This window comes from Mycobacterium sp. URHB0021, assembly GCF_054057895.1.
Genome location: NZ_JBSRZT010000002.1, coordinates 2,203,084 through 2,229,331, shown reverse-complemented (window position 1 = coordinate 2,229,331; position 26,248 = coordinate 2,203,084). Strand labels below are relative to the sequence as shown.

The 26,248-nt window shown below is 67.6% G+C and carries 25 protein-coding genes and 1 tRNA gene; 13 read left to right on the top strand and 13 right to left on the bottom strand.

All coding sequences use genetic code 11. From position 1 onward, the window contains the following. Positions 1-73: 73 nt before the first annotated feature. The 4 genes from ACVWWN_RS13200 to ACVWWN_RS13185 form a co-directional block, all read right to left on the bottom strand. A complete protein-coding gene (locus ACVWWN_RS13200) occupies positions 74-577 on the bottom strand; it encodes a DUF501 domain-containing protein (RefSeq protein WP_457144300.1) in 504 nt (167 codons plus the stop codon). Next, positions 570-1,259: an FtsB family cell division protein gene (locus ACVWWN_RS13195; RefSeq protein WP_457144299.1), complete on the bottom strand. Its 690-nt coding sequence runs from the start codon at positions 1,257-1,259 to the stop codon at positions 570-572. Before ACVWWN_RS13195 ends, ACVWWN_RS13200 begins: the two co-directional genes overlap by 8 nt. 3 nt (positions 1,260-1,262) lie before the next feature. Further along, the gene (gene eno, locus ACVWWN_RS13190; RefSeq protein WP_457144298.1) at positions 1,263-2,552 is read right to left on the bottom strand and encodes a phosphopyruvate hydratase; all 1,290 of its coding nucleotides are present in this window, start codon (positions 2,550-2,552) and stop codon (positions 1,263-1,265) included. 79 nt (positions 2,553-2,631) lie between these two features. Beyond that, on the bottom strand, positions 2,632-3,354 hold the full coding sequence (locus ACVWWN_RS13185; protein ID WP_457144297.1) for a lytic transglycosylase domain-containing protein: 723 nt from the start codon (positions 3,352-3,354) through the stop codon (positions 2,632-2,634). 352 nt (positions 3,355-3,706) lie between these two features. Here ACVWWN_RS13185 and ACVWWN_RS13180 point away from each other — a divergent pair, with 352 nt between their 5' ends. The 3 genes from ACVWWN_RS13180 (at position 3,707) to ACVWWN_RS13170 (ending at position 6,217) form a co-directional block, all read left to right on the top strand. Further along, complete coding sequence (locus ACVWWN_RS13180) at positions 3,707-4,648, top strand: EfeM/EfeO family lipoprotein (RefSeq protein ID WP_457144296.1); 942 nt, start codon at positions 3,707-3,709, stop codon at positions 4,646-4,648. Continuing rightward, positions 4,645-5,916, top strand: coding sequence for a Dyp-type peroxidase (locus ACVWWN_RS13175; protein ID WP_457144295.1), 1,272 nt, complete (start codon positions 4,645-4,647; stop codon positions 5,914-5,916). Before ACVWWN_RS13180 ends, ACVWWN_RS13175 begins: the two co-directional genes overlap by 4 nt. Before the next feature lie 79 nt (positions 5,917-5,995). Further along, positions 5,996-6,217 carry a hypothetical protein gene (locus ACVWWN_RS13170; protein WP_457144294.1) on the top strand — a complete coding sequence of 74 codons (222 nt, stop codon included), beginning with the start codon at positions 5,996-5,998 and terminating at the stop codon, positions 6,215-6,217. 12 nt (positions 6,218-6,229) lie between these two features. Here ACVWWN_RS13170 and ACVWWN_RS13165 read toward each other — a convergent pair whose 3' ends face one another. The 3 genes from ACVWWN_RS13165 to ACVWWN_RS13155 form a co-directional block, all read right to left on the bottom strand. Beyond that, positions 6,230-7,348 (bottom strand): nucleoside triphosphate pyrophosphohydrolase, encoded by a 1,119-nt coding sequence (locus ACVWWN_RS13165; RefSeq protein ID WP_457149113.1) that lies wholly within the window; start codon positions 7,346-7,348, stop codon positions 6,230-6,232. 19 nt (positions 7,349-7,367) lie between these two features. Then, positions 7,368-11,012: a transcription-repair coupling factor gene (gene mfd / locus ACVWWN_RS13160; protein ID WP_457144293.1), complete on the bottom strand. Its 3,645-nt coding sequence runs from the start codon at positions 11,010-11,012 to the stop codon at positions 7,368-7,370. Between the two features lie 81 nt (positions 11,013-11,093). Beyond that, complete coding sequence (locus tag ACVWWN_RS13155; protein WP_457149112.1) at positions 11,094-11,696, bottom strand: TetR/AcrR family transcriptional regulator; 603 nt, start codon at positions 11,694-11,696, stop codon at positions 11,094-11,096. Between the two features lie 85 nt (positions 11,697-11,781). Here ACVWWN_RS13155 and ACVWWN_RS13150 point away from each other — a divergent pair. From ACVWWN_RS13150 to pth, 8 genes are all read left to right on the top strand, one after another. After that, positions 11,782-11,853: transfer RNA gene (locus ACVWWN_RS13150), tRNA-Gln, on the top strand. A 97-nt stretch (positions 11,854-11,950) separates the two neighbouring features. Continuing rightward, positions 11,951-13,414, top strand: a complete 1,464-nt coding sequence (gene glmU, locus ACVWWN_RS13145) for a bifunctional UDP-N-acetylglucosamine diphosphorylase/glucosamine-1-phosphate N-acetyltransferase GlmU (protein ID WP_457149111.1) — start codon at positions 11,951-11,953, stop codon at positions 13,412-13,414. A 100-nt stretch (positions 13,415-13,514) separates the two neighbouring features. Continuing rightward, positions 13,515-14,495 (top strand): ribose-phosphate pyrophosphokinase, encoded by a 981-nt coding sequence (locus tag ACVWWN_RS13140; protein ID WP_457144292.1) that lies wholly within the window; start codon positions 13,515-13,517, stop codon positions 14,493-14,495. Continuing rightward, the gene (arsC, locus tag ACVWWN_RS13135) at positions 14,496-14,843 is read left to right on the top strand and encodes an arsenate reductase (glutaredoxin) (RefSeq protein ID WP_457144291.1); all 348 of its coding nucleotides are present in this window, start codon (positions 14,496-14,498) and stop codon (positions 14,841-14,843) included. It begins immediately after the preceding gene. Continuing rightward, positions 14,840-15,502, top strand: a complete 663-nt coding sequence (locus ACVWWN_RS13130) for an LpqN/LpqT family lipoprotein (RefSeq protein WP_457144290.1) — start codon at positions 14,840-14,842, stop codon at positions 15,500-15,502. The genes arsC and ACVWWN_RS13130 overlap by 4 nt, the downstream gene beginning before the upstream one ends. Positions 15,503-15,536: 34 nt before the next feature. Beyond that, positions 15,537-16,403 (top strand): oxidoreductase, encoded by an 867-nt coding sequence (locus tag ACVWWN_RS13125; RefSeq protein WP_457144289.1) that lies wholly within the window; start codon positions 15,537-15,539, stop codon positions 16,401-16,403. 169 nt (positions 16,404-16,572) lie between these two features. Further along, positions 16,573-17,250 carry a 50S ribosomal protein L25/general stress protein Ctc gene (locus tag ACVWWN_RS13120; protein WP_457144288.1) on the top strand — a complete coding sequence of 226 codons (678 nt, stop codon included), beginning with the start codon at positions 16,573-16,575 and terminating at the stop codon, positions 17,248-17,250. A 21-nt stretch (positions 17,251-17,271) separates the two neighbouring features. Next, entirely contained in the window at positions 17,272-17,850 is a 579-nt protein-coding gene (gene pth / locus ACVWWN_RS13115) for an aminoacyl-tRNA hydrolase (RefSeq protein WP_457144287.1), read from the top strand. Positions 17,851-17,858: 8 nt separating this feature from the next. Here the strand turns inward: pth and ACVWWN_RS13110 are convergent, their stop codons facing one another. After that, the gene (locus ACVWWN_RS13110) at positions 17,859-18,626 is read right to left on the bottom strand and encodes a cutinase family protein (protein WP_457144286.1); all 768 of its coding nucleotides are present in this window, start codon (positions 18,624-18,626) and stop codon (positions 17,859-17,861) included. 55 nt (positions 18,627-18,681) lie between these two features. Continuing rightward, a complete protein-coding gene (locus tag ACVWWN_RS13105; RefSeq protein ID WP_457144285.1) occupies positions 18,682-19,716 on the bottom strand; it encodes an epoxyqueuosine reductase in 1,035 nt (344 codons plus the stop codon). A 124-nt stretch (positions 19,717-19,840) separates the two neighbouring features. Here ACVWWN_RS13105 and ACVWWN_RS13100 point away from each other — a divergent pair, with 124 nt between their 5' ends. Then, entirely contained in the window at positions 19,841-20,383 is a 543-nt protein-coding gene (locus tag ACVWWN_RS13100) for a DUF6611 family protein (RefSeq protein ID WP_457144284.1), read from the top strand. A 131-nt stretch (positions 20,384-20,514) separates the two neighbouring features. On the opposite strand, the gene ACVWWN_RS13095 is transcribed toward ACVWWN_RS13100, so the two are convergent. The 4 genes from ACVWWN_RS13095 to ACVWWN_RS13080 form a co-directional block, all read right to left on the bottom strand. Further along, the gene (locus tag ACVWWN_RS13095) at positions 20,515-21,363 is read right to left on the bottom strand and encodes an ABC transporter permease (RefSeq protein ID WP_457144283.1); all 849 of its coding nucleotides are present in this window, start codon (positions 21,361-21,363) and stop codon (positions 20,515-20,517) included. Further along, positions 21,360-22,325: an ATP-binding cassette domain-containing protein gene (locus tag ACVWWN_RS13090; RefSeq protein WP_457149110.1), complete on the bottom strand. Its 966-nt coding sequence runs from the start codon at positions 22,323-22,325 to the stop codon at positions 21,360-21,362. The genes ACVWWN_RS13095 and ACVWWN_RS13090 overlap by 4 nt, the downstream gene beginning before the upstream one ends. Before the next feature lie 116 nt (positions 22,326-22,441). Then, entirely contained in the window at positions 22,442-24,076 is a 1,635-nt protein-coding gene (locus ACVWWN_RS13085; protein WP_457144282.1) for a fatty acyl-AMP ligase, read from the bottom strand. Between the two features lie 339 nt (positions 24,077-24,415). Then, a complete protein-coding gene (locus ACVWWN_RS13080; protein ID WP_457144281.1) occupies positions 24,416-25,390 on the bottom strand; it encodes a 4-(cytidine 5'-diphospho)-2-C-methyl-D-erythritol kinase in 975 nt (324 codons plus the stop codon). A 52-nt stretch (positions 25,391-25,442) separates the two neighbouring features. On the opposite strand from ACVWWN_RS13080, the gene ACVWWN_RS13075 reads away from it, so the two are divergent. Next, a complete protein-coding gene (locus tag ACVWWN_RS13075; protein ID WP_457144280.1) occupies positions 25,443-26,240 on the top strand; it encodes a serine/threonine-protein kinase in 798 nt (265 codons plus the stop codon). Positions 26,241-26,248 lie beyond the last annotated feature (8 nt).

Genomic DNA, 26,248 nt, shown 5'->3' with positions numbered 1-26,248 from the left:
TTTCTCGACTCCCACTCGCTCCGGTCCTCGCTCGTCCCTCGCTGCGATCCTCACTCGCGCTCGCCTTCGGGCCTCATGAGGCATGCTTGCTCCATCTCCCCCGCTCGAGTACTCCGGCCATCGCCGGTTCGTCGGCCAGCACCGCCAGCGCCTCGTCGCCGAGCGGATTCACCCCCGGCCCCTTGGCCAGCGAGTGCGCGATCAGTACGTGGAGGCATTTGACCCGGTCGGGCATGCCCCCACCGGAAAACGTTGTGCCCAAAGGCTCGATCTCGTCACGCTCGGCCAGATAGGACTCGTGTGCACGGCGATAGGAGCCGGCGAGCTGGGAGTCGCACTGCAGGCGCTCGGTCATCTCGCGCATCAGGCCCGACGATTCCAGCCGACTGGCCGCCGCGGTCAACGCCGGACGCGTCAGGTAATACAGCGTCGGAAACGGCGTGCCGTCGGGCAATCTCGGCGCGGTCTTCACAACGCCGGGTTCGCCGTCGGGACACCGATAGGCGATCTCGAGCACACCGCGCGGCTCGCGGCCGAGCTGTCGCGCGACGGCGTCGAGATCAGACTGCTCAACCACCGGGAGGCGGGCCGCCGGGCGGAGCGGTGTCCGGCGGAGCGGGTGGTGGTGGAGCGTCGGGGGCGGGCGGCGGCGGCAAAACACCATGCGGCGCATCTGCGATGGTGTGCCACAGCGAGGTGTACCACGGCCCGGTGGGCGTCGTCACCGCCGGCTCGGCGCCGGGATTCTCCGGCACCGCCGCGTTGGCGGGCAACTGCACCTGATACGGAATGTCGCCGGGCATTACGAAGCCCAGCCGCTCACGGGCCTGTGCGGCGATGAACACCGGATCGGCAAGCTTGACCTTCTGTTCTTCCAGCTCGGCAATCTGTCCCCGCAGCTGCGACTCAGTTGCCTTGAGCTGCTTCATCTCCGTGCGCTGCGCGAAATACGTGCGCACAGGTCCGGCGATGGTAAGCGTCAGCACACACACCACGGCGGCCAGGATCGCCGCCCGGCGAGCCGCCGACCCGAACCGCTGCTCGGATTGCTGTTCGGCTGCGACCGCAATCGATCGGCGGATCGAATCGGCGGTTTCCTGCGGCTCGGCTTCGGCAACCGGTTTCGGTTCGGGGCGGGGTTCACGCCGAATCGGCGACGCCTTCCGCGGACGACCCCTCGAATCGCCGGCCTTGCTCGGCTTGCCTGGTCTAGGTGCCGGAGACCGTCGTTTCGGATCGGGCCGTTTCGCTTCGGGCACGGGCTATTTGGCCTCCACGGTGAAGCGGGGGAAGGCCAGATCACCCGCATACCGTGCGGCGTCGCCGAGGGTCTCCTCGATCCGCAACAGCTGGTTGTACTTCGCGACCCGCTCACTGCGCGCTGGGGCGCCGGTCTTGATCTGTCCGCTGCCCACCGCGACGGCCAGATCGGCGATCGTGGTGTCCTCCGTCTCGCCGCTGCGGTGGCTCATCATCGTGCGGTAGCCGCTCGAGTGCGCCAGCGCCACCGCGTCCAGGGTCTCGGTGAGGGTGCCGATCTGGTTGACCTTCACCAGGAGTGCGTTGGCCGCGCCCCTCTCGATGCCGTCCTCGAGTCGCTCGGGGTTGGTGACGAAAAGGTCGTCGCCGACCAGCTGGACGCGGTCGCCGATCGCCGTCGTCAGCGCCACCCAGCCGTCCCAGTCGTCCTCCGACAGCGGGTCCTCGATCGACACCAACGGGTAGGAGTCGATCAGCTCGGCGTAGAACGCAGCCATCTGATCGGCGCTGCGTGTCTCCTTCTCGAAGGCGTAACCGGTTCCTTCCGTGTAGAACTCGGTGGCCGCGACGTCGAGCGCGAGGGCCACATCCGTGCCGGCCTTGTATCCGGCCGCCTCGATCGCCCACAGAATCAGGTCGAGCGCCGCTTTCGTTCCGGCGACGTCGGGTGCGAACCCGCCCTCGTCACCGAGCCCGGTCGAAAGCCGTTGCGCCTTCAAGACACCCTTGAGCGCGTGGTAGACCTCTGCTCCCCAGCGGACCGCCTCCTTGAAGCTCGGCGCACCGATCGGCGCGACCATGAACTCCTGGACGTCGACTCCAGTGTCGGCGTGCGCGCCACCGTTGAGGATGTTCATCATCGGCACCGGCAGGATGTGGGCGTTGGGCCCGCCGACATAGCGGAACAACGGCAATCCGGCGGACTCGGCCGCCGCCTTGGACACCGCCAGTGACACGCCGAGAATGGCGTTGGCGCCCAGCCGCGACTTGTCCGGCGTGCCGTCGAGGTCCAGCAGGGCCTGATCGACCAGCCGCTGATCGTCGGCGCTCAACCCGATGACGGCCGGCGCGATCTCGTCGAGCACGGCCTGCACCGCCTTGTCGACGCCCTTGCCGCCATACCGGGTCCCACCGTCGCGCAGTTCGACCGCCTCGTGTTCACCGGTCGACGCGCCGGATGGCACGGCGGCACGCGCGAACGTGCCGTCGGTCAGGGCCAGCTCGACCTCGACCGTCGGATTGCCGCGGGAGTCGAGGATCTCGCGGGCTCCGACCTGCTCGATGATGGGCACTGGCATCTCCTTGGTCGCGGGTCTGACGGGATTTGTCGTACGACGTTGAGCCTAGAGCTTCGGGCACCGACCGGCGTGCTCAGAGGGGGTGCCCGCCGGCGTAGGCCGTAGCCCAGTCCCGCACCGTGCGGGCGTACTGATCTGAGAGGTTGTAGGCACGCAGTGCATTCATCCAACCGCGGGGGGTGGCCATGTCCTTACCGCGCCAGCACAGATAACCCGCCGCGGACAGTGCCGCATCGTCGAAATTGTCCGGGCTGACGATGCCGTCGTTGTTCGCGTCGACGCCGTAGAGCTTCCAGGTATCCGGGATGAACTGCATCGGCCCCATCGCCCGGGCGAACTCGGAGTCACCGTCGAGGTGACCGCCGTCGTTGTCGATGATCTCCAGATTGCCGTTGGTGCCGTCCAGGCGGACCCCGCGAATCGGCGGCGTGACATCGCCGTTGAGGGCGATCTCCGCGCCCCGGTAGGTGCCGTGGTGGCTCTCCACCTGACCGATCCCGGCCAGCGTCGTCCACGCCAGATGGCAGTCGGGGTTCTCGACTTCTGCGACGCGCGCGGCATAGGCATACGCCTCGAGCGCCTGCACCGGCATACCCAGCGCCGGCGCACGCTCCGCAGCCCATTCACGCAGCTGGTCGGCGGGTCGTCCCTTGGCGTGGGTATCGATCTTGGGCACCGGTTCGCCGGGCGGTGGCGGCACACCCTCGGGTATCGGGGTGCCCAACTGCCACGAACAGCTGGAAGCCAACAGCAGCGCCGTCGCGCACGTCACCGCGGCGGCCCGAAGCCACCTCATCGGGGCCGCCCTCGCGACGCTCCTGCCCCCTGCGCTGGATGCGGACTCCGTGGCCGACGCCCGGGTCGACACGCTCCCGTCGTCCGACAAAGCACTCCCTCAACCGGTTCTGGGTCGACATCACATGTTCCCACGCGACCGGGTCAACTCGGCTCTTCGACCCGGGGATGCGGCGGCTCCGGGCCGCCGGGCTTGTCGAGCTGCGGTTCTCTGCGCCCCGGGTGACGAATCTGTAAACGCCAGATTAGCGGTGCAGACCTGGGAAGCAGGGGTTGCTGCCATCAGTTCATTAGGTGTGCCTACCCTGCCTTCGAACCATGTAAGGTTCACGCCGATACCACAAGGAGGTTCGATGAAACGGCATCTCGCCTGGCAGATTCCTGTCATTGCGGTAGCGCTGGTCGCCGCCGGCTGTTCGAGCAAAGAGGCCGACAGCGGCACCGACACCAGCTCGAGCGAAAGCATGAGCAGCGCTAGCGCGAGTGAGAGCACCAGCGCGGCCGCCGCGCCCAGCCCCGAGCTGCAGAAGGCGGCAGACGACTACAAGGCCTATGCCATCGCGCAGGGCGACGAACTCGTGCGCGTCGTCAAGGTCTTCACCGATGCCGTGCGGGCGGGCGACCTGAAGGCCGCCCAGGATGCGTACGCGCCGTCGCGTCAGCCGTGGGAGCGCATCGAGCCGATCGCGGAACTCGTCGAGGACACCGACGCCATGACCGATTCGCGCGTCGACGACTTCGCCGGCGTCGATGACGCGAAGTTCACCGGTTGGCACCGGCTCGAGTACCTGCTCTTCGAGAAGAACACCATCGAGGGTGGCGCGCCGTTCGCCGACCAACTCGACAAGGACATCGCGGCGTTGAAGGATCAGCTACCGTCGGTCACGGTCGAGCCGATCAACGTCGCCAACGGCGCGGCCGAACTGATCGAAGAGGTGTCGCAGGGCAAGCTCACCGGCGAGGAGGACCGCTACTCCAAGACCGACCTGTGGGACTTCGACGCCAACCTGCTGGGTTCGCAGGTCGCCATCGACAAGCTGAGCGGGCCGCTGGGCGTAAAGGATCCCGCCCTGCTGGGCAAGATCACCGCAGGAACGTCCGCCCTCTTCGACACCATGCGGCCGCTGCGCCGAGGCGACGGCTGGGTTGCGTTCTGCATCGAGAACAGTGAGTTCCCGTCGCCGCTGTGTCCCGCGGTGACCGTGCAGCCACAGGTCGTCGACACCATGAAGGCGCAGCTGGCGGGGCTGTCCGAGGACCTGTCCCAGGTTGCGGGAGTGCTAGGACTGAAGTGACAGAGGGGCAGTCGCGCCGGGGCATCTCACGACGCGGATTCGTCACGGGTGCCCTCGGCGCGGGTGCCGGCGCTGCCGTCGGTGTCGGCGCCACCATGGCGCTGACGGACTCCGGAGAGCGCGACGCCGTCGCGTCTCCTCCGCCGCCCGCGTTCGTCCCGTTCGAGGGTTCGCACCAGGCGGGGATCACGACGTTGCCGATCCCGGAGCAAGGCCTGGTGGCGTCGTTCAACCTCCAGACCAGGGACCGCGCCGGGCTGAAGTCGACGCTGCAGGAACTCACCGCGGAGATCCGCGCGTTGATGGCGGGCAATCCGCCCGAGACGCGTGACCCGGCCTATCCGCCCGTCGACTCGGGCATCCTCGGGGAGAAGCCGCCTGCGGACAATCTCTCGATCGTGGTCGGCGTCGGCGCGTCGCTGTTCGACGACCGGTTCGGGCTGGCCAACCGCAAACCCAAGGAACTGGTCACGATGCCGTTCTTGGCCAACGACCGGCTGGATCCGAGGCTGTCGCACGGCGACGTGTCGATCATCTTCGAGGCCGGACACAACGACACCGTGCAGTTCGCGTTGCGACAGTTGATGCGCCGCACCCGCAGCGACCTCGTGTTGCGATGGATGGTCGACGGCTACGCCCGCGGGATCGGCGCCGGGCAGGCGTCGGAGGAAGTCACTCCGCGGAACCTGCTGGGGTTCAAGGACGGAACGGCCAACCTCGACGTGGACGATGCCGCGCTGATGGACCGCCACGTCTGGGTGGGGTCCGACGACGGCGAGCCCGAGTGGGCCGTCGGCGGCTCGTATCAGGCCGTGCGCGTCATCAGGATGTTCGTCGAGTTCTGGGATCGAACCCGGCTCGCCGAGCAGGAGGCACTGATCGGCCGCAGCAAGATCAGCGGCGCACCACTCGGCCTGACCGGCGAGTTCAGCGATCCCGACTACCCGGCGGATCCCGACGGCAAGCGAATTCCGCTCGACGCCCACATCCGGCTGGCCAATCCGCGCACCCCGCAGACCGACGAGAACCGGATCCTGCGCCGCGGCTTCAACTATTCGCGCGGATTCGACCGCGCCGGGCGACTGGACCAGGGTCTGGCCTTCATCGCCTACCAGCGCAGCCTGCAGAAGGGATTCCTGGCGGTCCAGGAGCGCCTGAAGGGCGAGCCGCTCGAGGAGTACATCCTGCCGGTCGGCGGCGGATTCTTCTTCATCCTTCCCGGCGTCGTCGGCGGAGATCGATTCCTCGGCGATCACCTGGTCGACTGACGTCTTCTCTACCGCACGCTTGCTGTGATACACGTCACGGTCGGACTATATTTGTCTGTCACCACAGCGGAGGTGTCCTATGGCAGACATGCACAACGGCGCCGTGGTTCCGTCCGACGTCGGCCCGCCCCGAGCAGCCCGCGCGCCGAGGGACACCCACATGATGTGGGAAGTGATCTTGGCCGTCTTGTTCGTCGCTGCGGTGGCCGCCATCGTGGTGACGGCGCTCCAGGGACTGACGACCACCGCCTTGATCATCGCGATCTTCACCGGCGCGTTCTTCTCGCGCTGCGCCTGCTGACGCTGGACGCCGCTACGCGCTGAACTTCTCGCTGTGAGCCTCGTCGTCCCGGTCCTCGGGTGACGGCTCGGGCACCTCGACGGGCGCCGGCTCCGGAACCTCCACCGGCGCCGGTTCGGGAACGTCGGCAGGTGTCGGCTCCGGAATGCGATCCGGCGCCGGTTCGGTCTCGGCCCGGTCCTGCTGTGTGCCCTGGTGTGGCCAGTGTGACCGCCACTCCTCCTCGGTGATCACGCCGAGCGACGCGATGTCGAGTTCCGCGGGCACGTCTTCGCCCCGGCGCCCGGCGGCGACGTCGCGCTCCACCCGCCGCACGGTGTCCATGAACTCCAAAACCGATGCCCGCAAGACGTTCTCCGTATCCTGGTCCGCCGATACTGTGATGGACGTGATGGCTTCGGGAAGGAGTTCGGCAGGCAGCCCCGAGGCGGTGGCTCGCTCGATCACCTTCTGCGCCAACGCCAATGCCGGCTGACCCGTCGGAACGTCGTCCATCGCGGAGTTACGGGATTTCGCCCTCTTCTCCATCGCCTTGCGCTCCTCCCACTGGGCGAGCTGCTCGTCCAGCGAAATCGGTTCGCCCGCAAGGACTGCAGGCACCCGGTTGCCGAGCTTGCGCACCAGCGAATCGGCGACGTCGTCGATGGTGAACGCATGCTGCGGCGCGTCCTCGGCGATGCGGGCGTGGAACAGCACCTGCAGCAGCACGTCACCCAGTTCCTCGCGCAGATCGTCGGCATCGCCGCTGCGCACGGCGTCGAACACCTCGTAGGTCTCCTCGAGCAGGAAGCGCCGCAGTGAGTCGTGCGTCTGCTCGCTCTCCCACGGTCCCGCCGTCCGCAGTTTGTCCATCATCGCGACCGCGTCCACCAACCGCTCGCCCGCCTGCGGTTCGGGTGCCGAGATCAGCCGGTCACCCGCGGCGAGCCGCGCCTTCACGGCCGGATGCCCGGGATCGGATGACAGCAGTACCGGAGCGTCCTCGCCGTCGTAAGCCGGGCGGGCCGCCGGCAGCGACCAAGGCACCTTCACCGGCATCTCTTCGGTGTACTGGACGTCACCGGAAAGCAGATCCACCGCCTCGACGGGAACCAGGGAGGGGCGGCGGGCGTCGACCAACACCACGGTCATCGCGCTTGGCGCCTGTGATTCACGGTCGCCCACCTCCGAACTTCGTTATATCAATATCTGCCTGCGGTTTTCCATCGAGTGCCAATATCAGTCCAGCCACCATCGCGACGAGTTCGAGGTCGCGGATGCGCGGGGCACCCACCCCGCTCCCGGCCCGCGGGATCGGCACCTGCACCGTAGACGTTGTCGCGCGATAGTGCGCGCCGGGGTACATCCGCTTGAGCCGCAGTTGCTGAGAGTCCACCAGTTGCAGCGGGGCGACCCGAAGCGTCGACTCCGACAGCGCGCTGACCTCGGTGACGCCGTAATGGCGGAGCAGCAGCCGCAGGCGCGCGACCGCGACCAGACGTTGCACGGGTTCCGGGAGCGGCCCGTACCGGTCGACCAGCTCCTCGACGACCGAGTCGACCGCAGCGTCATCGTGCGCGGCCGCCAACCTGCGATAGCCCTCCAGCCGCAGCCGGTCGCTGGCGATGTAGTCGGGCGGCAGATGCGCGTCGACGGGCAGGTCGATCCGCACATCTTTGGGTTCCTCTGCCGTGGTGACCGTCTGACCGTCGGCGGCCGCCCGGTAGGCCTCGACCGCCTCGCCGACCAGCCGCACGTACAGATCGAAGCCAACGCCCGCGACGTGGCCGGACTGCTCCGCGCCGAGGACATTTCCGGCACCCCGGATCTCCAGATCCTTCATCGCGACCGCCATGCCCGCGCCGAGCTCATTGTTCTGCGCGATAGTGGCCAGCCGGTCGTAGGCGGTCTCGGTCAACGGAACCTCCGGCGGATACAGGAAGTAGGCATAGCCGCGTTCCCGGCTGCGGCCGACCCTGCCGCGCAGCTGGTGCAGCTGCGAGAGCCCGAAGGTATCCGCCCGCTCCACGATCAGCGTGTTCGCATTCGAGATGTCCAGCCCGGTCTCGACGATCGTGGTGCACACCAGGATGTCGAACTCACGGTTCCAGAACCCCTCGACCGTGCGTTCCAGAAGATCCTCGGGCATCTGCCCGTGCGCGACGACCACCCGGGCCTCGGGCACCAGCTGGCGCACCCGGGCCGCCGCCTGGTCGATCGACCGGACCCGGTTGTGAATGTAGAAGGCCTGCCCGTCGCGCAGCATTTCGCGCCGCAGCGCGGCCGCGACCTGCTTGTCGTCATGCGGGCCGACATAGGTCAGCACCGGGTACCGCTCCTCCGGCGGTGTCAGGATCGTCGACATCTCCCGGATGCCGGCCAGGCTCATCTCCAGCGTGCGGGGGATCGGCGTGGCGCTCATGGTGAGCACGTCGACGTGGGTGCGCATCGACTTGATGTGCTCCTTGTGCTCGACGCCGAATCGCTGCTCCTCGTCGACCACGACCAGGCCGAGGTCCTTCCACGTGACACCGGTCTGCAGCAGGCGGTGCGTGCCGATCACGATGTCGACGCTGCCGTCCTTCATGCCCTCCAGCGCAGCCCGCGATGCGGCCGGGTCGGTGAACCGGGACAGCCCTCTCACCGTGACCGGGAAGCCCGTCATCCGCTCGGAGAACGTCTGCAGGTGCTGGTCGGCAAGCAGCGTCGTCGGCACCAGCACCGCGACCTGCTTCCCGTCCTGCACCGCCTTGAACGCCGCCCGCACCGCGATCTCGGTCTTGCCGTAGCCGACGTCGCCGCAGATCACCCGGTCCATCGGGACCGGCTTCTCCATGTCGGATTTGACCTCGGTGATCGCGGTCATCTGGTCGACGGTCTCGGTGAAGCCGAACGCGTCCTCCATCTCGGCCTGCCACGGGGTGTCCGGGCTGAACGCATGGCCGGGCGACGCCTGCCGCTTGGCATACAGCGACACCAGCTCCGCGGCGATCTCGCGAACCGCCCGCCGGGCCTTGGTCTTGGTGTTGGCCCAGTCGCTGCCACCCAGCCGGCTCAGGGTCGGCGACTCGCCGCCGACATAACGGGACAGTTGGTCCAGCGAGTCCATCGGCACATACAGCCGATCCGACCCGCCGCCACGCTTGCTAGACGCGTACTCCAGAACCAGGTACTCGCGGCGCGCCCCGCCCACCACGCGTTCGGTCATCTCCACGAAGCGGCCGATGCCGTGCTGGTCGTGCACCACCAGGTCACCCGCGGTCAGCGCCAGCGGATCCACCACGTTGCGGCGCTTGGCGGCCAGCCGCTTGCCGTCGGTCGCGGTTGCGCGGTTGCCCGTGAGGTCCGTCTCGGTGATCACCACGAGGTTGGCGCCGGCGATCACCACGCCGTCGTGCAGCGGGCCCTTCAGCACGCCGACGACACCTTCCCGGGGCGCCTCGCCCGGCGCCAACATTGTTGCGGGCGTGTCGGATTCACCGAGTTGTTCCACCACACGCATGGCGGTGCCGGTGCCGGGGGCGACGACGGCGGCGTATCCGCCGGTGACGACGTGGGCGCGCAGCATCGCGAAGATCTCGGCGATTCCAGAAGGCCCAGATTGTTGGCCCCGCGCCGATGGCGCCGGCCTGACGTTGAGCTGCAAGGCCGCCTCGTCGCTCAACTGGCTGAGCGTCCACCACGGGTGTCCACCGTCGCGCGCGGTCGACCGCGCGTCGTCGAGGTCGATGAAACCCGAGGCGCCCATGGCCTCGATGTCGATCGGCACATCCCCGCCGACCGCGGCGGTGGACCACGACGCCTCCAGGAACTCGCGGCCGGTTTTGATGAGGTCCGATGCGCGGGTACGCACCTTCTCGGGGTCGCAGATCAGCAGCGGGGCGCCCGCGGGCAGGTGGTCCGACAGCGTCGAGAGCCCGGTCGGGCGGAGCAGCGGCAACAGCGCCTCCATGCCGTCGACCGGAATCCCCTCCGACAGCTTGGCGAGCATGTCGGGCACGCTGCCGACGACGCTGTTCTCGTGAACCGGGTGCTCGGCGGCCAACTCCGCGGCCCGCACGCGAACCGCGTCGGTGAGCAGCAGCTCGCGGCACGGCACGGCGATCAGGGTGGTGATCTCGATCTCGGGAATGGACCGTTGGTCGGCCACCGAGAACATCCGCATCTCGGAGACCTCGTCGCCCCAGAACTCGGCGCGCACCGGGTGCTCGGCAGTGGGCGGGAAGACGTCGAGAATGCCGCCGCGGACGGCGAACTCGCCGCGCTTGCCGACCATGTCCACCCGGGTATACGCCAAGTCGACCAGCCGTTCGACGACGCGGTCGAACTCCGCCTCGGCGCCGACCGTCAGCGTCACCGGCTCGATCTCGGCCACATCGGGCGCCATCGGCTGCAGCAACGACCGGGTGGTCGTGACCACCACCCGCAGCGGTGGTCCGAGACGTTCGTCGTCCGGATGGGCGAGCCGCCGCAACAGCATCATCCGGGCACCGACGGTGTCCACCCCGGGCGACAACCGCTCGTGCGGAAGCGTCTCCCAAGACGGGAACATCGCGACGGCTTCACCCCAGACGCCGTGCAGTTCGGCGTTGAGGTCGTCGGCTTCGCGGCCGGTGGCGGTGACCACCAGCAGCGGTCCCGCTTGGGCGATGGCGGTCGCGGCGAACACGCGGGCGCTGGCCGGGCCGACGAGGCTGAGATCGGCGGGTCTGTCGGCGGCGCGGCGGGTGACTTCTTGGAGAGTGGGATCCCGAAGTGCCAGTTCGACTAGGCCCGCGATCGGGGTTTGGACATCGATGGTCCCCGATGCGGTCATGATGCCCCCATCCTAGGCGGCGTACCGAAGTCGTTGTCTCCCTGGCCAAGCGGCCCGGGCGCGGGTACGGGTCGGGGCGTGCTACTCGTCGACCAGTTGCGGGTCGTCCTCGAGGTGCACCAGCCCGTTCCAGCACAGGTTGACCAGGTGCGCCGCCACGACGTCCTTCTTGGGTTCACGCACATCGAGCCACCATTGCGCGGTCATCGACACCGACCCGACCAGCGCCTGGGCGTACAGCGGGGCCATGTCGGGGTCCAGGCCCCGGCGGGAGAAGTCGCCCGCCAAGATCGACGACACCTGGTTGACGGCCTCGTTGAGCAGCGTGGAGTAGGTGCCCGAAGTGATCGCCGCCGGGGAATCGCGGATCAGGATGCGAAACCCGTCGGTGCGCTCGTCGACGTAGGTCAGCAGCGCCAGTGCCACCCGCTCGATACGCAGCCGGGACCGGTTGTTGGTCGTCCTGGTCAACGACGACGTGATGCCGTCGAGCAGCGCCGACATCTCGCGGTCGACCACCACGGCGTAGAGCCCCTCCTTGCCGCCGAAGTGTTCGTACACGACGGGCTTGGAGACACCGGCGCGTTGCGCGATCTCCTCGATCGACGTGCCTTCGTACCCCCGTTCGGCGAACAGCGATCTGGCGATGTCGATGAGCTGGTGACGCCGCTCGGTGCCGGTCATCCGAGCGCGGGGTACGCGGGCGTCCTTCTCGGGTGCTGGCACGGCTACCAGGCTATCCGCTTCGACTAGAGTCTGACCCGACCATTCCGTCGTGGTGTAATCGGCAGCACCTCTGATTTTGGTTCAGATAGTTCAGGTTCGAGTCCTGGCGACGGAGCGAGGCTTGCCGAGCGACAATCGGCACGGAGCGAGGCTTGCCGAGCGACAATCGGCACGGAGCAGCTTTCGCGGCAAGAGGAATATCTATGTCCAACATGCACGGTGACACCGCGGTCCTCGTTCTGGCGGCCGGGGCGGGCACCCGCATGCGGTCCGACACACCCAAGGTCCTGCACTCGCTGGCGGGGCGCACGATGTTGTCCCACGCATTGCATGCGGTCGCCGGGGTGGCGCCGCGACACCTGGTGGTGGTGGTCGGCCAGGACCGGGACAAGGTCACACCGGCGGTCGCCGAGTTGGCGGCCCAACTCGGCCACACCATCGACACGGCGGTGCAGGAAAAGCAACTCGGCACCGGGCACGCGGTCAGCTGCGGTCTGGCGGCGCTGCCGGAAAACTACGACGGCATCGTCGTGGTCACCTCTGGCGATGTCCCGCTGATGGACTCCGACACGCTGGCCGACCTGATCACCACCCACCGCGCCGAATCGGCCGTTGCCACCGTCGTGACCACGACGCTGCCTGATCCGACCGGCTATGGGCGCATCCTGTGGACCCAGGACCGCGAGGTCATGGCGATCGTGGAGGAGGCCGACGCCTCGCCGTCCCAGCAGGCCATCTGCGAGATCAACGCCGGCGTGTACGCGTTCGACATCCAGGCGCTTCGCTCCGGCCTGAGCCGGCTGCGGTCCCACAATGCCCAGGAGGAGCTGTACCTCACCGACGTGATCTCGATCCTGCGCCAGGACGGCGAGAAGGTGCACGCGAAGCATGTCGACGACACCGCGCTGGTGACCGGGGTCAATGACCGCGTGCAACTCGCCGAGCTGGGCGGGGAGCTGAATCGGCGGATCGTCGCCGCACATCAGCGCTCGGGCGTCACGGTCATCGATCCGGCCTCCACATGGATTGATGTCGACGCGACCGTCGGCCGCGACACCGTCATCCACCCCGGCACCCAGCTGCTCGGGACCACCCGCGTCGGCGCTCGCTGCCAGATCGGCCCGGACACCACGCTGGCCGATGTGTCGGTCGGCGACGGGGCTACGGTTGTCCGCACCCACGGCAGCGCGTCCGCCATCGGCGTCGACGCGACCGTCGGGCCTTACACCTACCTGCGCCCGGGCACCGTCCTCGGGGAAGACGCCAAGCTCGGTGCGTTCGTCGAGACCAAGAACGCGACCATCGGCGCCGGCACCAAGGTGCCGCATCTGACTTACGTGGGCGACGCCGACATCGGCGAGCACAGCAATATCGGTGCGTCCAGCGTGTTCGTCAACTACGACGGACAGAACAAGACCCGCACCACCATCGGCTCCCATGTCCGGACCGGCTCCGACACCATGTTCGTCGCGCCGGTCACGGTGGGCGACGGCGCGTACACGGGTGCGGGCACGGTGGTGCGGGACGACGTGCCCGCCGGAGCGCTGGCGGTATCTGCCGGCCCGCAGCGCAACATCGAGGGCTGGGTGGAGCGAAAGCGGCCGGGATCGGCCGCCGCGGAGGCGGCCCGCAAGGCCCGCGGGAATCAGTCGGGGCCGCAGGCCGACGACGAGTGATGTGACGCCTTCCGTTGGCAATCTGGTAACCCGACAACCGACAGGCCGCAAGGCTACGTACGATTGGCGCGTATCGATCCCCAACCGGCAAGGGCGTTCAGTGGGCACCGAGTGGACCGACAACCGCAAGAATCTGATGTTCTTCTCGGGCCGCGCGCATCCCGAGTTGGCCGAGCAGGTGGCCAAGGAGCTCGACGTCCCGGTCACCGCGCAGACCGCACGCGACTTCTCCAACGGTGAGATCTTCGTCCGGTTCGATGAATCCGTACGTGGCAGCGATGCCTTCGTGCTGCAGAGCCATCCGGCGCCGCTGAACAAGTGGCTGATGGAACAGCTGATCATGATCGACGCGCTCAAGCGCGGCAGCGCCAAGCGGATCACCGCGATCCTTCCGTTCTACCCGTACGCCCGGCAGGACAAGAAGCACCGCGGCCGCGAGCCCATCTCGGCGCGCCTGGTCGCCGATCTGTACAAGACGGCCGGCGTGGACCGGATCGTCACCGTGGACCTGCACACCGATCAGATCCAGGGTTTCTTCGACGGTCCGGTCGACCACATGCGGGCGCAGTCACTGTTGTGCAGCTACATCGCCGAGAACTACCGCGACCATGACATGGTCGTGGTCTCCCCTGACTCCGGGCGCGTGCGCGTCGCCGAAAAGTGGGCCGACTCGCTGGGCGGCGTACCGCTGGCATTCATCCACAAGACCCGCGACCCGCTGGTGCCCAACCAGGTCAAGTCCAACCGCGTCGTCGGCGAAGTGCGCGGCAAGACCTGCATCCTCACCGACGACATGATCGACACCGGCGGCACCATCGCCGGTGCGGTCAAGCTGCTGAAGGAGGACGGCGCGGGAGACGTCCTGGTCGCCGCCACGCACGGCGTGCTCTCGGACCCCGCGCGCGAGCGGCTGACCGAATGCGGCGCCCGCGAGGTGATCGTCACCAACACGCTGCCGATCGGCGAGGACAAGCGGTTCCCGCAGCTGACCGTCCTGTCCATTGCGCCGCTTTTGGCCAGCACCATCCGCGCGGTGTTCGAAAACGGTTCGGTGACGGGGCTTTTCGACGGGTCCGCCTAGATGACCGCTGGCTTCACCATTTATCACAACCCGCGCTGTACGACATCACGCAAGACGCTGGACCTGTTGCGCGACAACGGCATCGAGCCGACGGTGATTCAGTACCTGAAGACCCCGCCGACACGCGCCGAACTGGCCAAGATGATCAAGGATGCCGGCATCGACGTCCGCGCCGCCGTGCGCAAGCGGGAGTCGCTGTATGCCGAGCTGAACCTCGCCGGCGCCGACGATGACGAACTGCTCGACGCGATGGCCGAGCACCCGATTCTGATCGAGCGGCCATTCGTCGTCACGCCCAGGGGCACCAGACTGGCCCGGCCGATCGACGCGGTTCGCGAGATTTTGTGACGGGCCGCCGGTGCGCGGCGGTCGTCGCGTCGGTAGCTCTGGCAGCCACCGGGTGCGGCGCGGAAACTCCTGACTACCAGTCGATCTGGTCGACGTCGGCGATCACGACAACCCCGGCGTCAACCGAGGCGCCGGTTCCGATTTCGCAGTTCCTGGAGCAGGCGGGAGTCGTCGGCCAGCCCGTCGCGCCGGACAAGCTGACCGATCTGACGATCACCATGGCCCGCCCGAAGGGTTGGCAGGGGTACAGCAACGTCAACCTCGCGCCCGGTACCCGCGTGATCGCCAAAGGCGACACCTACCCGACAGCGATGTTGATGGTGTTCCAGCTCAACGGCGACTTCGACGTCGCCGAGGCCATCAAGCACGGCTACGCCGATGCTGAGCTGTCGGAGAACTTCCGGCGACTCAACGCCTCCACCGATAATTGGAAGGGCTTTCCGTCCTCGATGATCGAGGGCAGCTACGACCTCAACGGTCGCCGCATGCACAGCTACAACCGCATCGTCATCGCCACCGGCGCACCGCCCGCCGATCAGCGGTACCTCGTGCAGTTCACGGTGACCGGTTACGCGGACAAGGCCGCCGCCGAGTCGACCGACATCGAAGCGGTCATCTCCGGCTTCAACGTCGCGGTGCCCGGCGCCCCCAAGAAATAGCGGCGACCAATCTGCCGCCATTAGGGTGTTTGCCATGAGTGCGTGGACCGCCGCCGATCTGCCCTCCTTCGCCGGGCGCACCGTCATCGTCACCGGCGCGAACAGCGGCCTGGGACTGGTCACTGCGCGCGAGTTGGCCCGAGTCGGGGCCACGACAATCCTTGCCGTACGCAATACCGCGAAAGGCGCCCAGGCCGCCGCGGGGATGACCGGCAACGTCGAGGTGCGCGAACTCGATCTGCAGGATCTGGGCTCGGTGCGCGCGTTTGCCGACCGGGTGGACCGCGTCGACGTGCTGATCAACAACGCCGGCATCATGGCGGTGCCTTACGCGCAGACCGCTGACGGCTTCGAAAGCCAGATCGGCACCAACCACCTCGGCCATTTCGCACTGACCAACCTGCTGCTGCCCAGGATCACCGACCGGGTGGTCACGGTTTCGTCGTTCGTGCACCTGATGGGCTACGTCAGCCTCAAGGACCTGAACTGGAAGTCGCGGCCATACTCGGCGTGGCCGGCCTACGGCCAGTCGAAGCTGGCCAACCTGCTGTTCACCAGTGAGCTGCAGCGACGCCTCGACGCGGCCGGCTCCGCGGTGAGGTCCTACGCCGCTCACCCCGGGTACTCGGCCACCAATCTGCAGGGCCACAGCGGACGCCGGGTGGCCGACACGTTGATGTCGCTCGGAAATCGGCTGGCCAGCGGCCCCGACTTCGGCGCCCGTCAGACGTTGTACGCCGCGTCCCGCGACCTTCCCGGCGACACTTTCATCGGGCCCAGGTTCGGGATGCGCGGCTCCACCGGCCGGTCGCCACGCAGCCCGCTGGCCCGCGACGAGCAGAAGGCCGCCGGGCTCTGGGAGCTATCGGAGCAGCTCACGGACACCAAATTCGCGCTCTGATTTGGACGCCAGCTGCTGCTCGCGCTAACCTTGCGGGCGTCACGGCGAGGGTGGTCCGTGATTTCTCCGGAAATCTCCAGCCACCGTTATCGACGGGAAACCGCATCTCGAAGGTTGCGACCCTGGGCCGTGTCCGAACACGACGACCGGCATACAGGAGCAACGACCCATGGCCAAGACAGCGGCTCGCAACGAGAACAAGATCACGGCTCTGGTCCGTACCGAGACGGGTAAGGGCGCGTCGCGTCGCGCTCGGCGCACCGGCAGGGTTCCCGCCGTCCTCTACGGTCACGGCAGCGAACCGCAGCATCTCGAACTCGACGCGCACGATCTGTCCGCCGTGCTGCGGCACTCCGGCACCAACGCCGTGCTGACCCTCGACATCGCCGGCAAGGAGCAACTCGCGCTAACCAAGGCGCTCGAGATCCACCCGATCCGCCGCAGCATCCAGCACGCCGATCTGCTCGTCGTGCGCCGCGGCGAGAAGGTGACCGTCGAGGTCAACGTCCTCGTCGAGGGCGAGGCGGCCCACGGCACGCTGGTCACCCAGGACGCCAACACGATCGAAATCGAAGCGGACGTGCAGTCGATCCCCGAGAGCCTGTCCGTCTCTGTCGAGGGCGCCGAGATCGGCACCCAGTTCGCGGCGAGCGCGATCACGCTGCCCAGCGGCGTCACCTTGATCTCTGATCCCGAGACGCTGGTCGTCAACGTCGTCGCGGCGCCGACGGCAGAGGACCTCGAGAGCGAGGGTGCCGGCGAGGCAGCGGCCGAGGCAGCCGAGGGCGCACCGGCCGACGAGGCCGAGGGCGAGACCGGCGAGGCACCGGCCGAAGAGTCCGAGTAGTTCGGGTAGGCGGAAACCGTCATGGCCGAGCCTTTACTGGTCGTCGGCCTGGGCAACCCTGGACCGCAGTACGCCACGACGCGGCACAACCTCGGCTTCCTGGTGGCCGACATCGTCGCCGACCGCATCGGCGCGGGATTCAAGGTGCACAAGAAGTCGGGGGCCGAGGTCGCGACGGGGCGGCTGGCCGGCCTGTCGGTCGTGCTGGCCAAGCCGCGGGTGTACATGAACGAGTCGGGCCGCCAGGTCGGGCCGCTGGCCAAGTTCTACTCCGTGCCGCCGGCCGACGTCATCATCGTCCACGACGAGCTCGATATCGAATTCGGCCGGATCCGGCTCAAGTTCGGCGGTGGGGTCGCCGGGCACAACGGTCTTCGCTCGGTGGCTTCAGCGTTGGGTACCAAGGACTTTCACCGGGTCCGCATCGGCATCGGCAAGCCGCCGGGACGCAAGAGTGGTGCGACCTTCGTGCTGGAGAACTTCAGTGCCGCCGAACGGCCGGAGGTCGGCACCATCTGCGAGCAGGCCGCTGACGCGACCGAGTTGCTGATCACCCACGGGCTGGAACCGGCCCAGAACACCGTGCACGCCTGGAGTTGATCAGCCTTTCAGCCGCCGGTGTGGCCCGCCAGCGTGCTGACCGGCGCCGCGCCGGTGAGCCGGTCCGCGGCGAAATGTGCGGCCTGCGTTGCAAATCCGGCCTCGACATACAAGCTGTGAGCCGGTGTGTCATCGCCGTCGGAGCAGACCGGGTCCGCACCGTTGCACAGATCGATCGTCTTGTATCCGTAGAGCGGGCTCAGCGACGTCAAAGGTCCGCCGAGCAGGCGGATGGACGGGTTGCCGAACACCGCGACCGCGGCGACGTGGTCGGCGACGGTGGCGGGCATCGGATCTGCGAAACCCAGGGTCGGCGTGCCGGCGACGGTGATGATGTCGATGACGGCCGCGCCCTGCGAATATCCGCCGAGAACGATCTTCGTGTCAGGGCAGGTGTTGGCGATGTTCTGGACGAACAAGCTGGCGTCGTTGGCACCATCGGCGGCACGCAAGAAGTCCCGCGTGGCCGGGTAGTTGACCCCGTACACCGCGACCGACTTGCCCTTGGCCAGCGGCCGAAGTTCGTCGACGAAAGCCTGACCGACCCGCCCGATGCCGTCCGGTTCGCCCGTTCCTCGCGCGAACACCACCTGGACGGCCGGGCAGGCGTCCGCCGACGCCGACGCGGCGCCGCCGACCTCGCCCTGAGGCAGCAAAGCGGGTGCGACCAGGGTCACCCCCGAAATCACCACAGCCGCAATCATCGTCAAGAGCCGACGCGGCGGCGACACAGCTTCTGACTTGGCGCGAAACGCCGCAACATCGACGATCTTCATGCATTGGGCAAACGCCGTCGCGCGCACAGGTATTCCATAGACAAGCGGTTGGGCGCTAGCGACCGCTGATCCCGCTGTCCACCACCTTGACCGGTTTGTGGGGGTATCGGCGCTCGGCATGCTCCTTGGCGGCCGAGTTCGGCAGCACGTAGAGGGTCTCCTTCTTCTCCTGCAGCGGCTTGAGCACCAGGTCCATGAAGCCCTTGCGGTCCTCCAGATACGGCTCGATGACGTCCTCACCGGCGGGACACACCGCCAGGCAGTAGGCGGCCTTGTAATTGGCCTTGAACGACAGGCTCTGCCACATGGAGGCGTTCTCGGAGTCGCTGACGCGGGAGCGGAAGTCTTCGGCGTCATCGCTGTCGGCGATGGTCTGGGCCCAGTCGGTGAAGCCACCCATGAACTCGCGGTAGTTGTGCACCGAGCAGGCGACGAAGTCGAAGTCGCCATTCTTCTTGATCGCACCCACGGGGCACGCGGCCACGCACAGCTTGCACTCAAGGCAGGGCGAATAGTCCAGCGGCTCACCGTAACTGGTGATCGGCGCGGCAACCAGGACGGTGCCGAGCAGGATGAAGTTGCCGAACTTGGGATGGATGACATTGCGGTGAATGCCCATCACGCCGAGGCCGGATGCCACCGCGACCGGTTTGTGCGCCACCACCCAGATACGGCCCGGGAACTTGTCCATCTCCATCGGGAAGGACATCGACGGGTTGATCGCGCGGTAGCCGGCATCCTGCAAGGCCCGGGTGATGCGGTGCGCCGCCTCGTTCATGATCTCGCCACTGCGGTGGAACTCCTGGTTGGCGACGCTGCGCGCGGTGGAACGAACGTTGTCACGGTTCATCTTGACGACGAGCGAGATGAAGCTCTGCGTTCCGGGTAGGGCCGCATCGACGTGCTCACGTTCCGATGCGAGGTCGGGGTTGTCGACGCTGGCGAACGCGACGTCGTCGACGCCCGCGTCGAGGCACACCTGACGCAGCCAGTCGGCGTCGATGATTCCGGGCTTCCGGGTGGGCCGCGCCCGGACTCGGCGAACCGTGGGATGGTCGGCCAGCCGGGCGGGAAGGCTTTCGATCGTCATGCTGGGTATAGTACACATTACTCAGCTCAGCGCGCCTCTTCGATGGCCGTAAAGAGATCCCCGGCGCGCGTAAAGAATCCGTTTGGGCCGCGGGTCGGCGTCATCAGGGCGGGTACACCGGGACATGCACGACATCGGGACAGGCCACGGCCTCCTGCACAGGGGCTGGCAGCGGGTGCTCGCCGGCGAGCGGCGCTGGGGGGCGATGGAGGTTCGGCCGGACCGTTTCGGGGTGACCCGTTACCGCTTGATGGTGTACCCGCCGGGCATCAGCGAATCCGAACGGCGCCGGGTCCGCGTGGCGCGGGGCTGGCCGCTGTGGGGCGCGCTGATGTGGGTGGTGTCCGAGATCTTCCTCAACCAGATGACTGGACCGTGGACCACACTGGCCATCTCGACGTCGCTCGTCGTCGGGTTGGGCACGGTGGCCACGATCCGCGCCGGAGATCCACGCAGGATGGTCAAGACCGCTTTCGTGGCGGTGCTGGCCGGCCACCGCGATCCGGTGACGATGGCCGAACGCGACCGGCTGGAGAACTTGGCGGGCGTGTTGATGGAGGCGGATGAGTTGCTTGCCCGCGGCGAACTCTCGGAAAGCGCCCACGAACTGGTGTGGTGGCGGGTCTACGACCGGATGGGTCCGGCCTCTCCCCGCGTCAAACGCTGAATCTGCCCGTAGGCGTCGATGCCCTGCTGTGCAAGGCCAGCCCAGTCGGCGAACGCGGTTCGCCCTGTCACCCAGGACATTTCGAGCACGGCGAGGATCGCCCGCTCGGATTGGTAAGCGGCGCTGCGACCCTAGCCGCCAGTGCGGCGACGGTACGCGCGCAATGCGAACGGCGCGAAGACCGCCGTCAGCGCGAGCGACCACAGAATCGTCGCCGGCACCGGATGATGCAGCGGAAGCTGCGCGCTCTCGGGCGCCGGTCCGCCGTTACCCCAGAGCTCGCGCATCGCCTGGGCCAGCGACGACACGGGATTCCATTCGGCGACCACCCGCAGCCACTGCTGCATCGGCTCCGTCGGGGCAAAGGTGTTGGCCAGGAAGGTGATCGGGAACAGCACGGTGAACATCACGCCGTTCACCGCCTCGACCGATCGCATCACCGAGCCGATGAGAATGCCGAACCAGATCATGCTGAATCCGAACAACAGGATCAGCACGAATGCCAGCACCGCCTCGGCGATGCCGCCCCGGATCCGCCAGCCGATCGCCAGCCCCGTCACCGCCATCACGACGACGCCGATCGACGAGTGCAGCAGGCTGGCCACGCTCCGCCCGATCAGCACCGACGACCTGGAGATCGGCAATGAGCGGAACCGGTCGATGATGCCCTTCTCCACGTCGGCGGTGATGCCCGACGCCACCACGAAGGCCGTGAAGACGATGGTCTGCGCCTGGATCCCGGGCAGCAGGAACTCGCGGTAGGACGCGCCGCCGCCGGTCGCTATCGACGCGCCGAACACGAACGCGAACAGCAGCACGAACATGATCGGCTGCACCGTCACGTCGCTCAGCATCTCGGGCATGCGCTTGGTGTCGATCATGTTGCGTTTCACCATGATCCACGACTGCTGGGCGATGTTGGTAGTCCGGGTCACCACCGGCCGCAGCCGGATCTGCGCCGGCGTGGCAGTGGCGGTCACGCCGACGCCTCCTCGTCATGCTCCGCGCTGCGGTGGCCCGTCAGCGACAGAAACACGTCGTCGAGGCTCGGCCGGGACAACCCGATGTCGTCGACGGCGATGCCACTGTCGCGCAGCCGGCCGGACACGCGGATCATGTCGTCGAGGCCTTCGGCGGCAGAGGTGAGCCGCCGGGTTGCCGGGTCGACGAACACCTCGGCGCCCGACTTGGCCAGCAGCGACTGCGCGGCGGGCAGGTCGTCGGCCCGCGTCACCGTGACGACCAGGCTGGCGGCGCCCGCCTGCTGCTTGAGCCGAAGCGGCGATCCCTCGGCGATTATGCGGCCCTTGTCGACCACCACGATGTTGTCGGCGAGCTGATCGGCCTCCTCCAGATACTGCGTGGTCAGCAGCAGCGTGGTGCCTTGGGCGACCAGCCCGCGCAGCACCTCCCACAGGTCGCTGCGGCTGCGCGGGTCCAGGCCGGTGGTCGGCTCGTCGAGGAAGAGCACCGGCGGCGACGCCAGCAGGCTGACCGCGAGATCGAGCCGTCTGCGCATGCCGCCCGAATACGACTTCACGGCCCGATCCGCGGCGTCGGCGATGGCGAACTGCTCCAGGAGCTGGTCTCCGAGCCGCGCGAGATCCCTGCGCCGGATGCCGTAGAGGCCGCCGATCATCCGGATGTTCTCGCGGCCGGTCAGCAGTTCGTCGACCGTGGCGACCTGGCCGGTGAGGCCCATGTTGCGGCGCACCATGTCGGGTTCGCGGCGGACGTCGTAGCCGGCCACCCGGGCGGTGCCGCTGGTGGGTTCGGTGAGGGTGGCCATCATCCGCACGGTGGTTGTCTTGCCCGCACCGTTGGGGCCCAACAGGCCGAGCACGGTGCCGGGCGGGACCGCGAAGCTGACCCCGTCGACGGCGCGATTGTCGCCGTAGACCTTCACCAGGTCGATCGCTTCGATAGCCGGCGCGGGTGGCATGACACCGAACGTATCGGCCTTCACCGACACGGCGTTACTTTGCGGGCGTGCGGAAAGTCGCGTCTGGCAACGGCGTGTCGCCCGCTGACACGCACGCTCGCCGGAGAAAGCGAGGGCTAGGTGACCAGCGAGACCGACGTCGAGCGGCGCAGCTTGCCCGACGGGGTCTTCGGGATGGTGCCGGGTCCGAGCACCACGACGTTGCGCGGACGCACGTCGACCTCGGCCACCACTTCGTGGGCCACCTGATGCTCGATGCGCCGCACCTCGAGCGGGTCCTGCCAAGCGTTGGACTCGACGGCGACGGCGAACGTCTCCCGCGAGTGCCCGGCGTCCAGTCGCACTGCGACGGCACAGCCGGGGCGGACACCTTCGACGCGGCCCGCCGCACGCTCGATGTCGGTCGGGTAGATGTTGCGGCCGGCCATGATGATGACGTCCTTGACGCGGCCGCACACCACCACATGACCTTCTTCGGTCAGGTAGCCCAGGTCGCCGGTGTCGTACCAGCCGAGGTCGTCCTGGGCCGGGATGAAACCGCCCATCGTGATGTAGCCCGGCGTCAGCGGCTCGCCACGCAGTTCGATGACCCCGACGCCGCGGGCCGGCATGACGTTGCCGTGCTCGTCGATCACCCGGGCCTCGAGCCCCTCCAGCAAGGGGCCCAGCGTCGCGAGCCTGCGGGTGTTGCCCTTGGAGGCGGGTACGGCCCGACGCAGCGCCGCCAACAGGTCGGCGTCGACCTCGTCGACGACCAGGCCGGCACCGCATTCGGAGAACGACACGGCCAACGTCGTCTCGGCCATGCCGTAGGCCGGCAGGATCGCCTCGGGCTTCAGACCGAACGGCTTGCCGGCGTCGATGAGGTCTTCGACGTCCGCAGGCTCGACCGGCTCGGCACCGGACAGGGCGAACCGCAGGGTGGACAGATCGAACTCGCCGGGCTTGGCCTGCCGGCGCAACCGCTTGGCGAACAACGCGTAGGCGAAGTTCGGCGCCGCCGTCATGGTGCCCTTGTACTTGTCGATCAGCCGGGCCCACAGCAGGGTGTCGCGCAGGAAGTCCATCGGGGTGACCTTGACCAGTTCGGCCCCGAAGTACATGGGAATGGTCAGGAAGCCGACCATGCCCATGTCGTGGAAGCAGGGCAGCCAGCTGACCATGACGTCTTTCTTGACGTCGTACTCGGCGCCGATGAACATCGCCTCGGCGTTCGAGTAGATGTTGCGGTGAGTGATCTGCACTGCCTTGGGAGATCCGGTCGAACCGGACGTCAGCTGCATCAGCGCCAGATCGTCCTCGCCGACCTCGACGGGGTCGATCGGCTCCGACTCCAGCAGATCGGTCACCGTGAGGACCTTGATGCCTTTTTCTTCCAGCACCGGAATGGCCACCAGGAAGGGTTCCGACACGATCACGGCCTTGGCCTCGATCATGCCGATCACCATCATGGTGTCCTCGGCCCACAGCACCAGGTCGGTGCGCGGCGTCGGCTGGTGCAACATCGTCAAACTCGCACCGCGCATCCACAGCCCCTGCGCGGTCGGGGCGATCTCCACCGGAAAACCGGCCAGCACGCCGACCGCGTCGCCGAGGCCGACACCGGCGGCGGCCAACCCGCCGGCGATCCGGCGGGCACGCTCGTGGACCTCGCCCCACGTGTGCCGGACAGGCTCGTACGGTTCACCGGTGACCATGCCCGTCGTGACGGTGCGGGCGTTGCGGTACATCTTCTCGGTGAATCTGCTCACGACAACCTCCTCGGTTCCGGCGCAAAAGCCCGGATGTAATGCTCCACCTGGTAGACGGCGCTTTCACGAAGGCGCGCACACAATTGGGGAGCGGTTAGGTCTCGAATCGGTGATGCGCTGGAACCTAACTGCATGATTGCCGGTGCGGTCCCGTCGGCTCCGTCGACACGTCTGGCTGAGCGCCCGCCGAGGTTTCCGGCGGGAAAAGTCGTCGCGCCCGATACGTGACCGCTAGCTTTCACCGTCGCTCATCTTAAGCAACTCTTAAGTAACCGCCAAACTCTGGTGCCAATTGAGGCGTGGGTCACACTTCGTGGGACCGGCCCGCCGGCCGAGAAATCACGCGGATGTCGACGGTGCGGGCACCACCCTGGCGCCGTGCACCGGCCCGCTGGCCACCCTAACCGTCCGGCACACGCCGGCGCCGGCCAGTTCGGCGCCGACGTCCACCGCGGCCGAGGACGAGGCGCACAGGAAGGCACACGTCGGCCCGGAACCCGACACGATGCCGGCCAGAGCGCCCGCCTCGGTGCCCGCTCGCAGGGTGCGGCGCAGGTCCGGATCGAGGCTCAGCGCCGCGGGCTGCAGATCATTACCCAGCAGCGGCGCCAGTTCGGCCGGGTCTCCCGACGCCAGCGCGGCCAGTACGGGCTCGGGGTCCGCCACCCGCGGCGGGGCGTCGCGCCCGGCGCCGGCCGTGTCCCGCAATCGGTCGATCTCGGCGAACACCGCAGGGGTCGACAGGCCGTCGTCGGCGAAGGCGAGCACCCAGTGAAACGTATTGCGGGCGAGCACCGTGGCCAGCTCCTCGCCGCGGCCGGTCCCCAGCGCCGTGCCACCGTGCAGCGCGAACGGCACATCGCTGCCCAACTGGGCGGCCAGCGAGTGCAGGTCACGCCTCGGCACTCCGAGCTCCCAGAGGGTGTTCATCGCCACCAGCACCGCCGCGGCATCGGCGCTCCCGCCCGCCATGCCACCGGCGACCGGGATGGATTTCTCGATGGAGATCGACACATCCGGTGCGCGTCCGACGTGAGCGGCCAACAACTCCGCCGCCTGCCAGGCGATGTTGCGCTCGTCGACGGGAAGTGAGTCGACACCCTCGCCGGACAGCTCCAGCGACAGCACATCCGCATTGCGCACGATGACCTCGTCGAGCAGCGACACCGCATGGAAGACGGTCGTCAGCTCGTGATAGCCGTCGTCGCGGCGGTCCCCGACACCGAGATACAGGTTGACCTTCCCCGGGACCCGCACGGTGACCGACCCGGTGGGAACCCACTCGGAGGCGGTACTTCCGTCGGACGCAGACACGGCACGACACTATCTCTCACCCTTGGTGGCCACCGAACCTTAGGGTGAGAAGGTGCTTTCGCCCGGTGACCGGTTCGCGGGCTACGTCATCGAGGCCACCGTCGGCCGCGGCGGGTACGCGACCGTGTACCGGGCTCACCACGCCGTCGGGTCCGATCATGCGATAGCGCTGAAGCTGCTCGACGAACAGCATCGCCATGCATCTCAAGTCGCCCGGCTGCACCGCGAGTTCGACTTCGCCCATCAACTCGACCACCCGCACATCATCCGGACCTATGAACGGGGCCCCGGCTGGTTGGCGATGGAACTTCTGTCCGGAGGCTCCGTCGCCGTCCTCCGAACGCTCACGGATCGGCTGGCCGCACTGTCCCAGGCCGCCGACGCCCTGGATTACATCCACAATCGCGGAATCGTGCACTGCGACGTCAAACCGTCGAATATCTTGACGCACCAAGACTTTTCCCGGAACGGGATAGCTATCATCGACTTCGGCGTCGCACGATCGATGACCGACGACATCGGCTACCGCCCAACGCGCGTCGAGGCGTCGCTGCCGTATTCGGCACCTGAGTTGCTGACCGGACACGCACCGGCCAGCGCCACCGACGAGTACGCGCTGGCGTGCACCACGGTCGAACTGCTCACCGGCTCACCACCATTCACGGCCAAGACGCAATTGGCGTTGATCAATGCGCACCTGAACAGCCCTCCCCCTCGCCGGTCTCGTCGGATTGATTGGCTCCCAAGGGTTTTCGATTCCATCCTGGCAAAGGCAATGGCGAAGAATCCCGCCGACCGCTATGGGTCCTGTCGCGAATTCATTTCATTGATCACTCGAGCATTGCGTTAACGATCGCC

Coding starts and splice junctions, on each gene's coding strand:
- ACVWWN_RS13185 (WP_457144297.1), bottom strand. CDS start 3,354: ATGAGGTGGCTTCGGGCCGCCGCGGTGACGTGCGCGACGGCGCTGCTG.
- ACVWWN_RS13180 (WP_457144296.1), top strand. CDS start 3,707: ATGAAACGGCATCTCGCCTGGCAGATTCCTGTCATTGCGGTAGCGCTG.
- ACVWWN_RS13170 (WP_457144294.1), top strand. CDS start 5,996: ATGGCAGACATGCACAACGGCGCCGTGGTTCCGTCCGACGTCGGCCCG.
- ACVWWN_RS13165 (WP_457149113.1), bottom strand. CDS start 7,348: ATGACCGTGGTGTTGGTCGACGCCCGCCGCCCCTCCCTGGTTCCCGTC.
- mfd (WP_457144293.1), bottom strand. CDS start 11,012: ATGACCGCATCGGGGACCATCGATGTCCAAACCCCGATCGCGGGCCTA.
- ACVWWN_RS13155 (WP_457149112.1), bottom strand. CDS start 11,696: ATGACCGGCACCGAGCGGCGTCACCAGCTCATCGACATCGCCAGATCG.
- glmU (WP_457149111.1), top strand. CDS start 11,951: ATGCACGGTGACACCGCGGTCCTCGTTCTGGCGGCCGGGGCGGGCACC.
- arsC (WP_457144291.1), top strand. CDS start 14,496: ATGACCGCTGGCTTCACCATTTATCACAACCCGCGCTGTACGACATCA.
- ACVWWN_RS13125 (WP_457144289.1), top strand. CDS start 15,537: ATGAGTGCGTGGACCGCCGCCGATCTGCCCTCCTTCGCCGGGCGCACC.
- ACVWWN_RS13120 (WP_457144288.1), top strand. CDS start 16,573: ATGGCCAAGACAGCGGCTCGCAACGAGAACAAGATCACGGCTCTGGTC.
- pth (WP_457144287.1), top strand. CDS start 17,272: ATGGCCGAGCCTTTACTGGTCGTCGGCCTGGGCAACCCTGGACCGCAG.
- ACVWWN_RS13110 (WP_457144286.1), bottom strand. CDS start 18,626: ATGAAGATCGTCGATGTTGCGGCGTTTCGCGCCAAGTCAGAAGCTGTG.
- ACVWWN_RS13105 (WP_457144285.1), bottom strand. CDS start 19,716: ATGACGATCGAAAGCCTTCCCGCCCGGCTGGCCGACCATCCCACGGTT.
- ACVWWN_RS13100 (WP_457144284.1), top strand. CDS start 19,841: ATGCACGACATCGGGACAGGCCACGGCCTCCTGCACAGGGGCTGGCAG.
- ACVWWN_RS13090 (WP_457149110.1), bottom strand. CDS start 22,325: ATGCCACCCGCGCCGGCTATCGAAGCGATCGACCTGGTGAAGGTCTAC.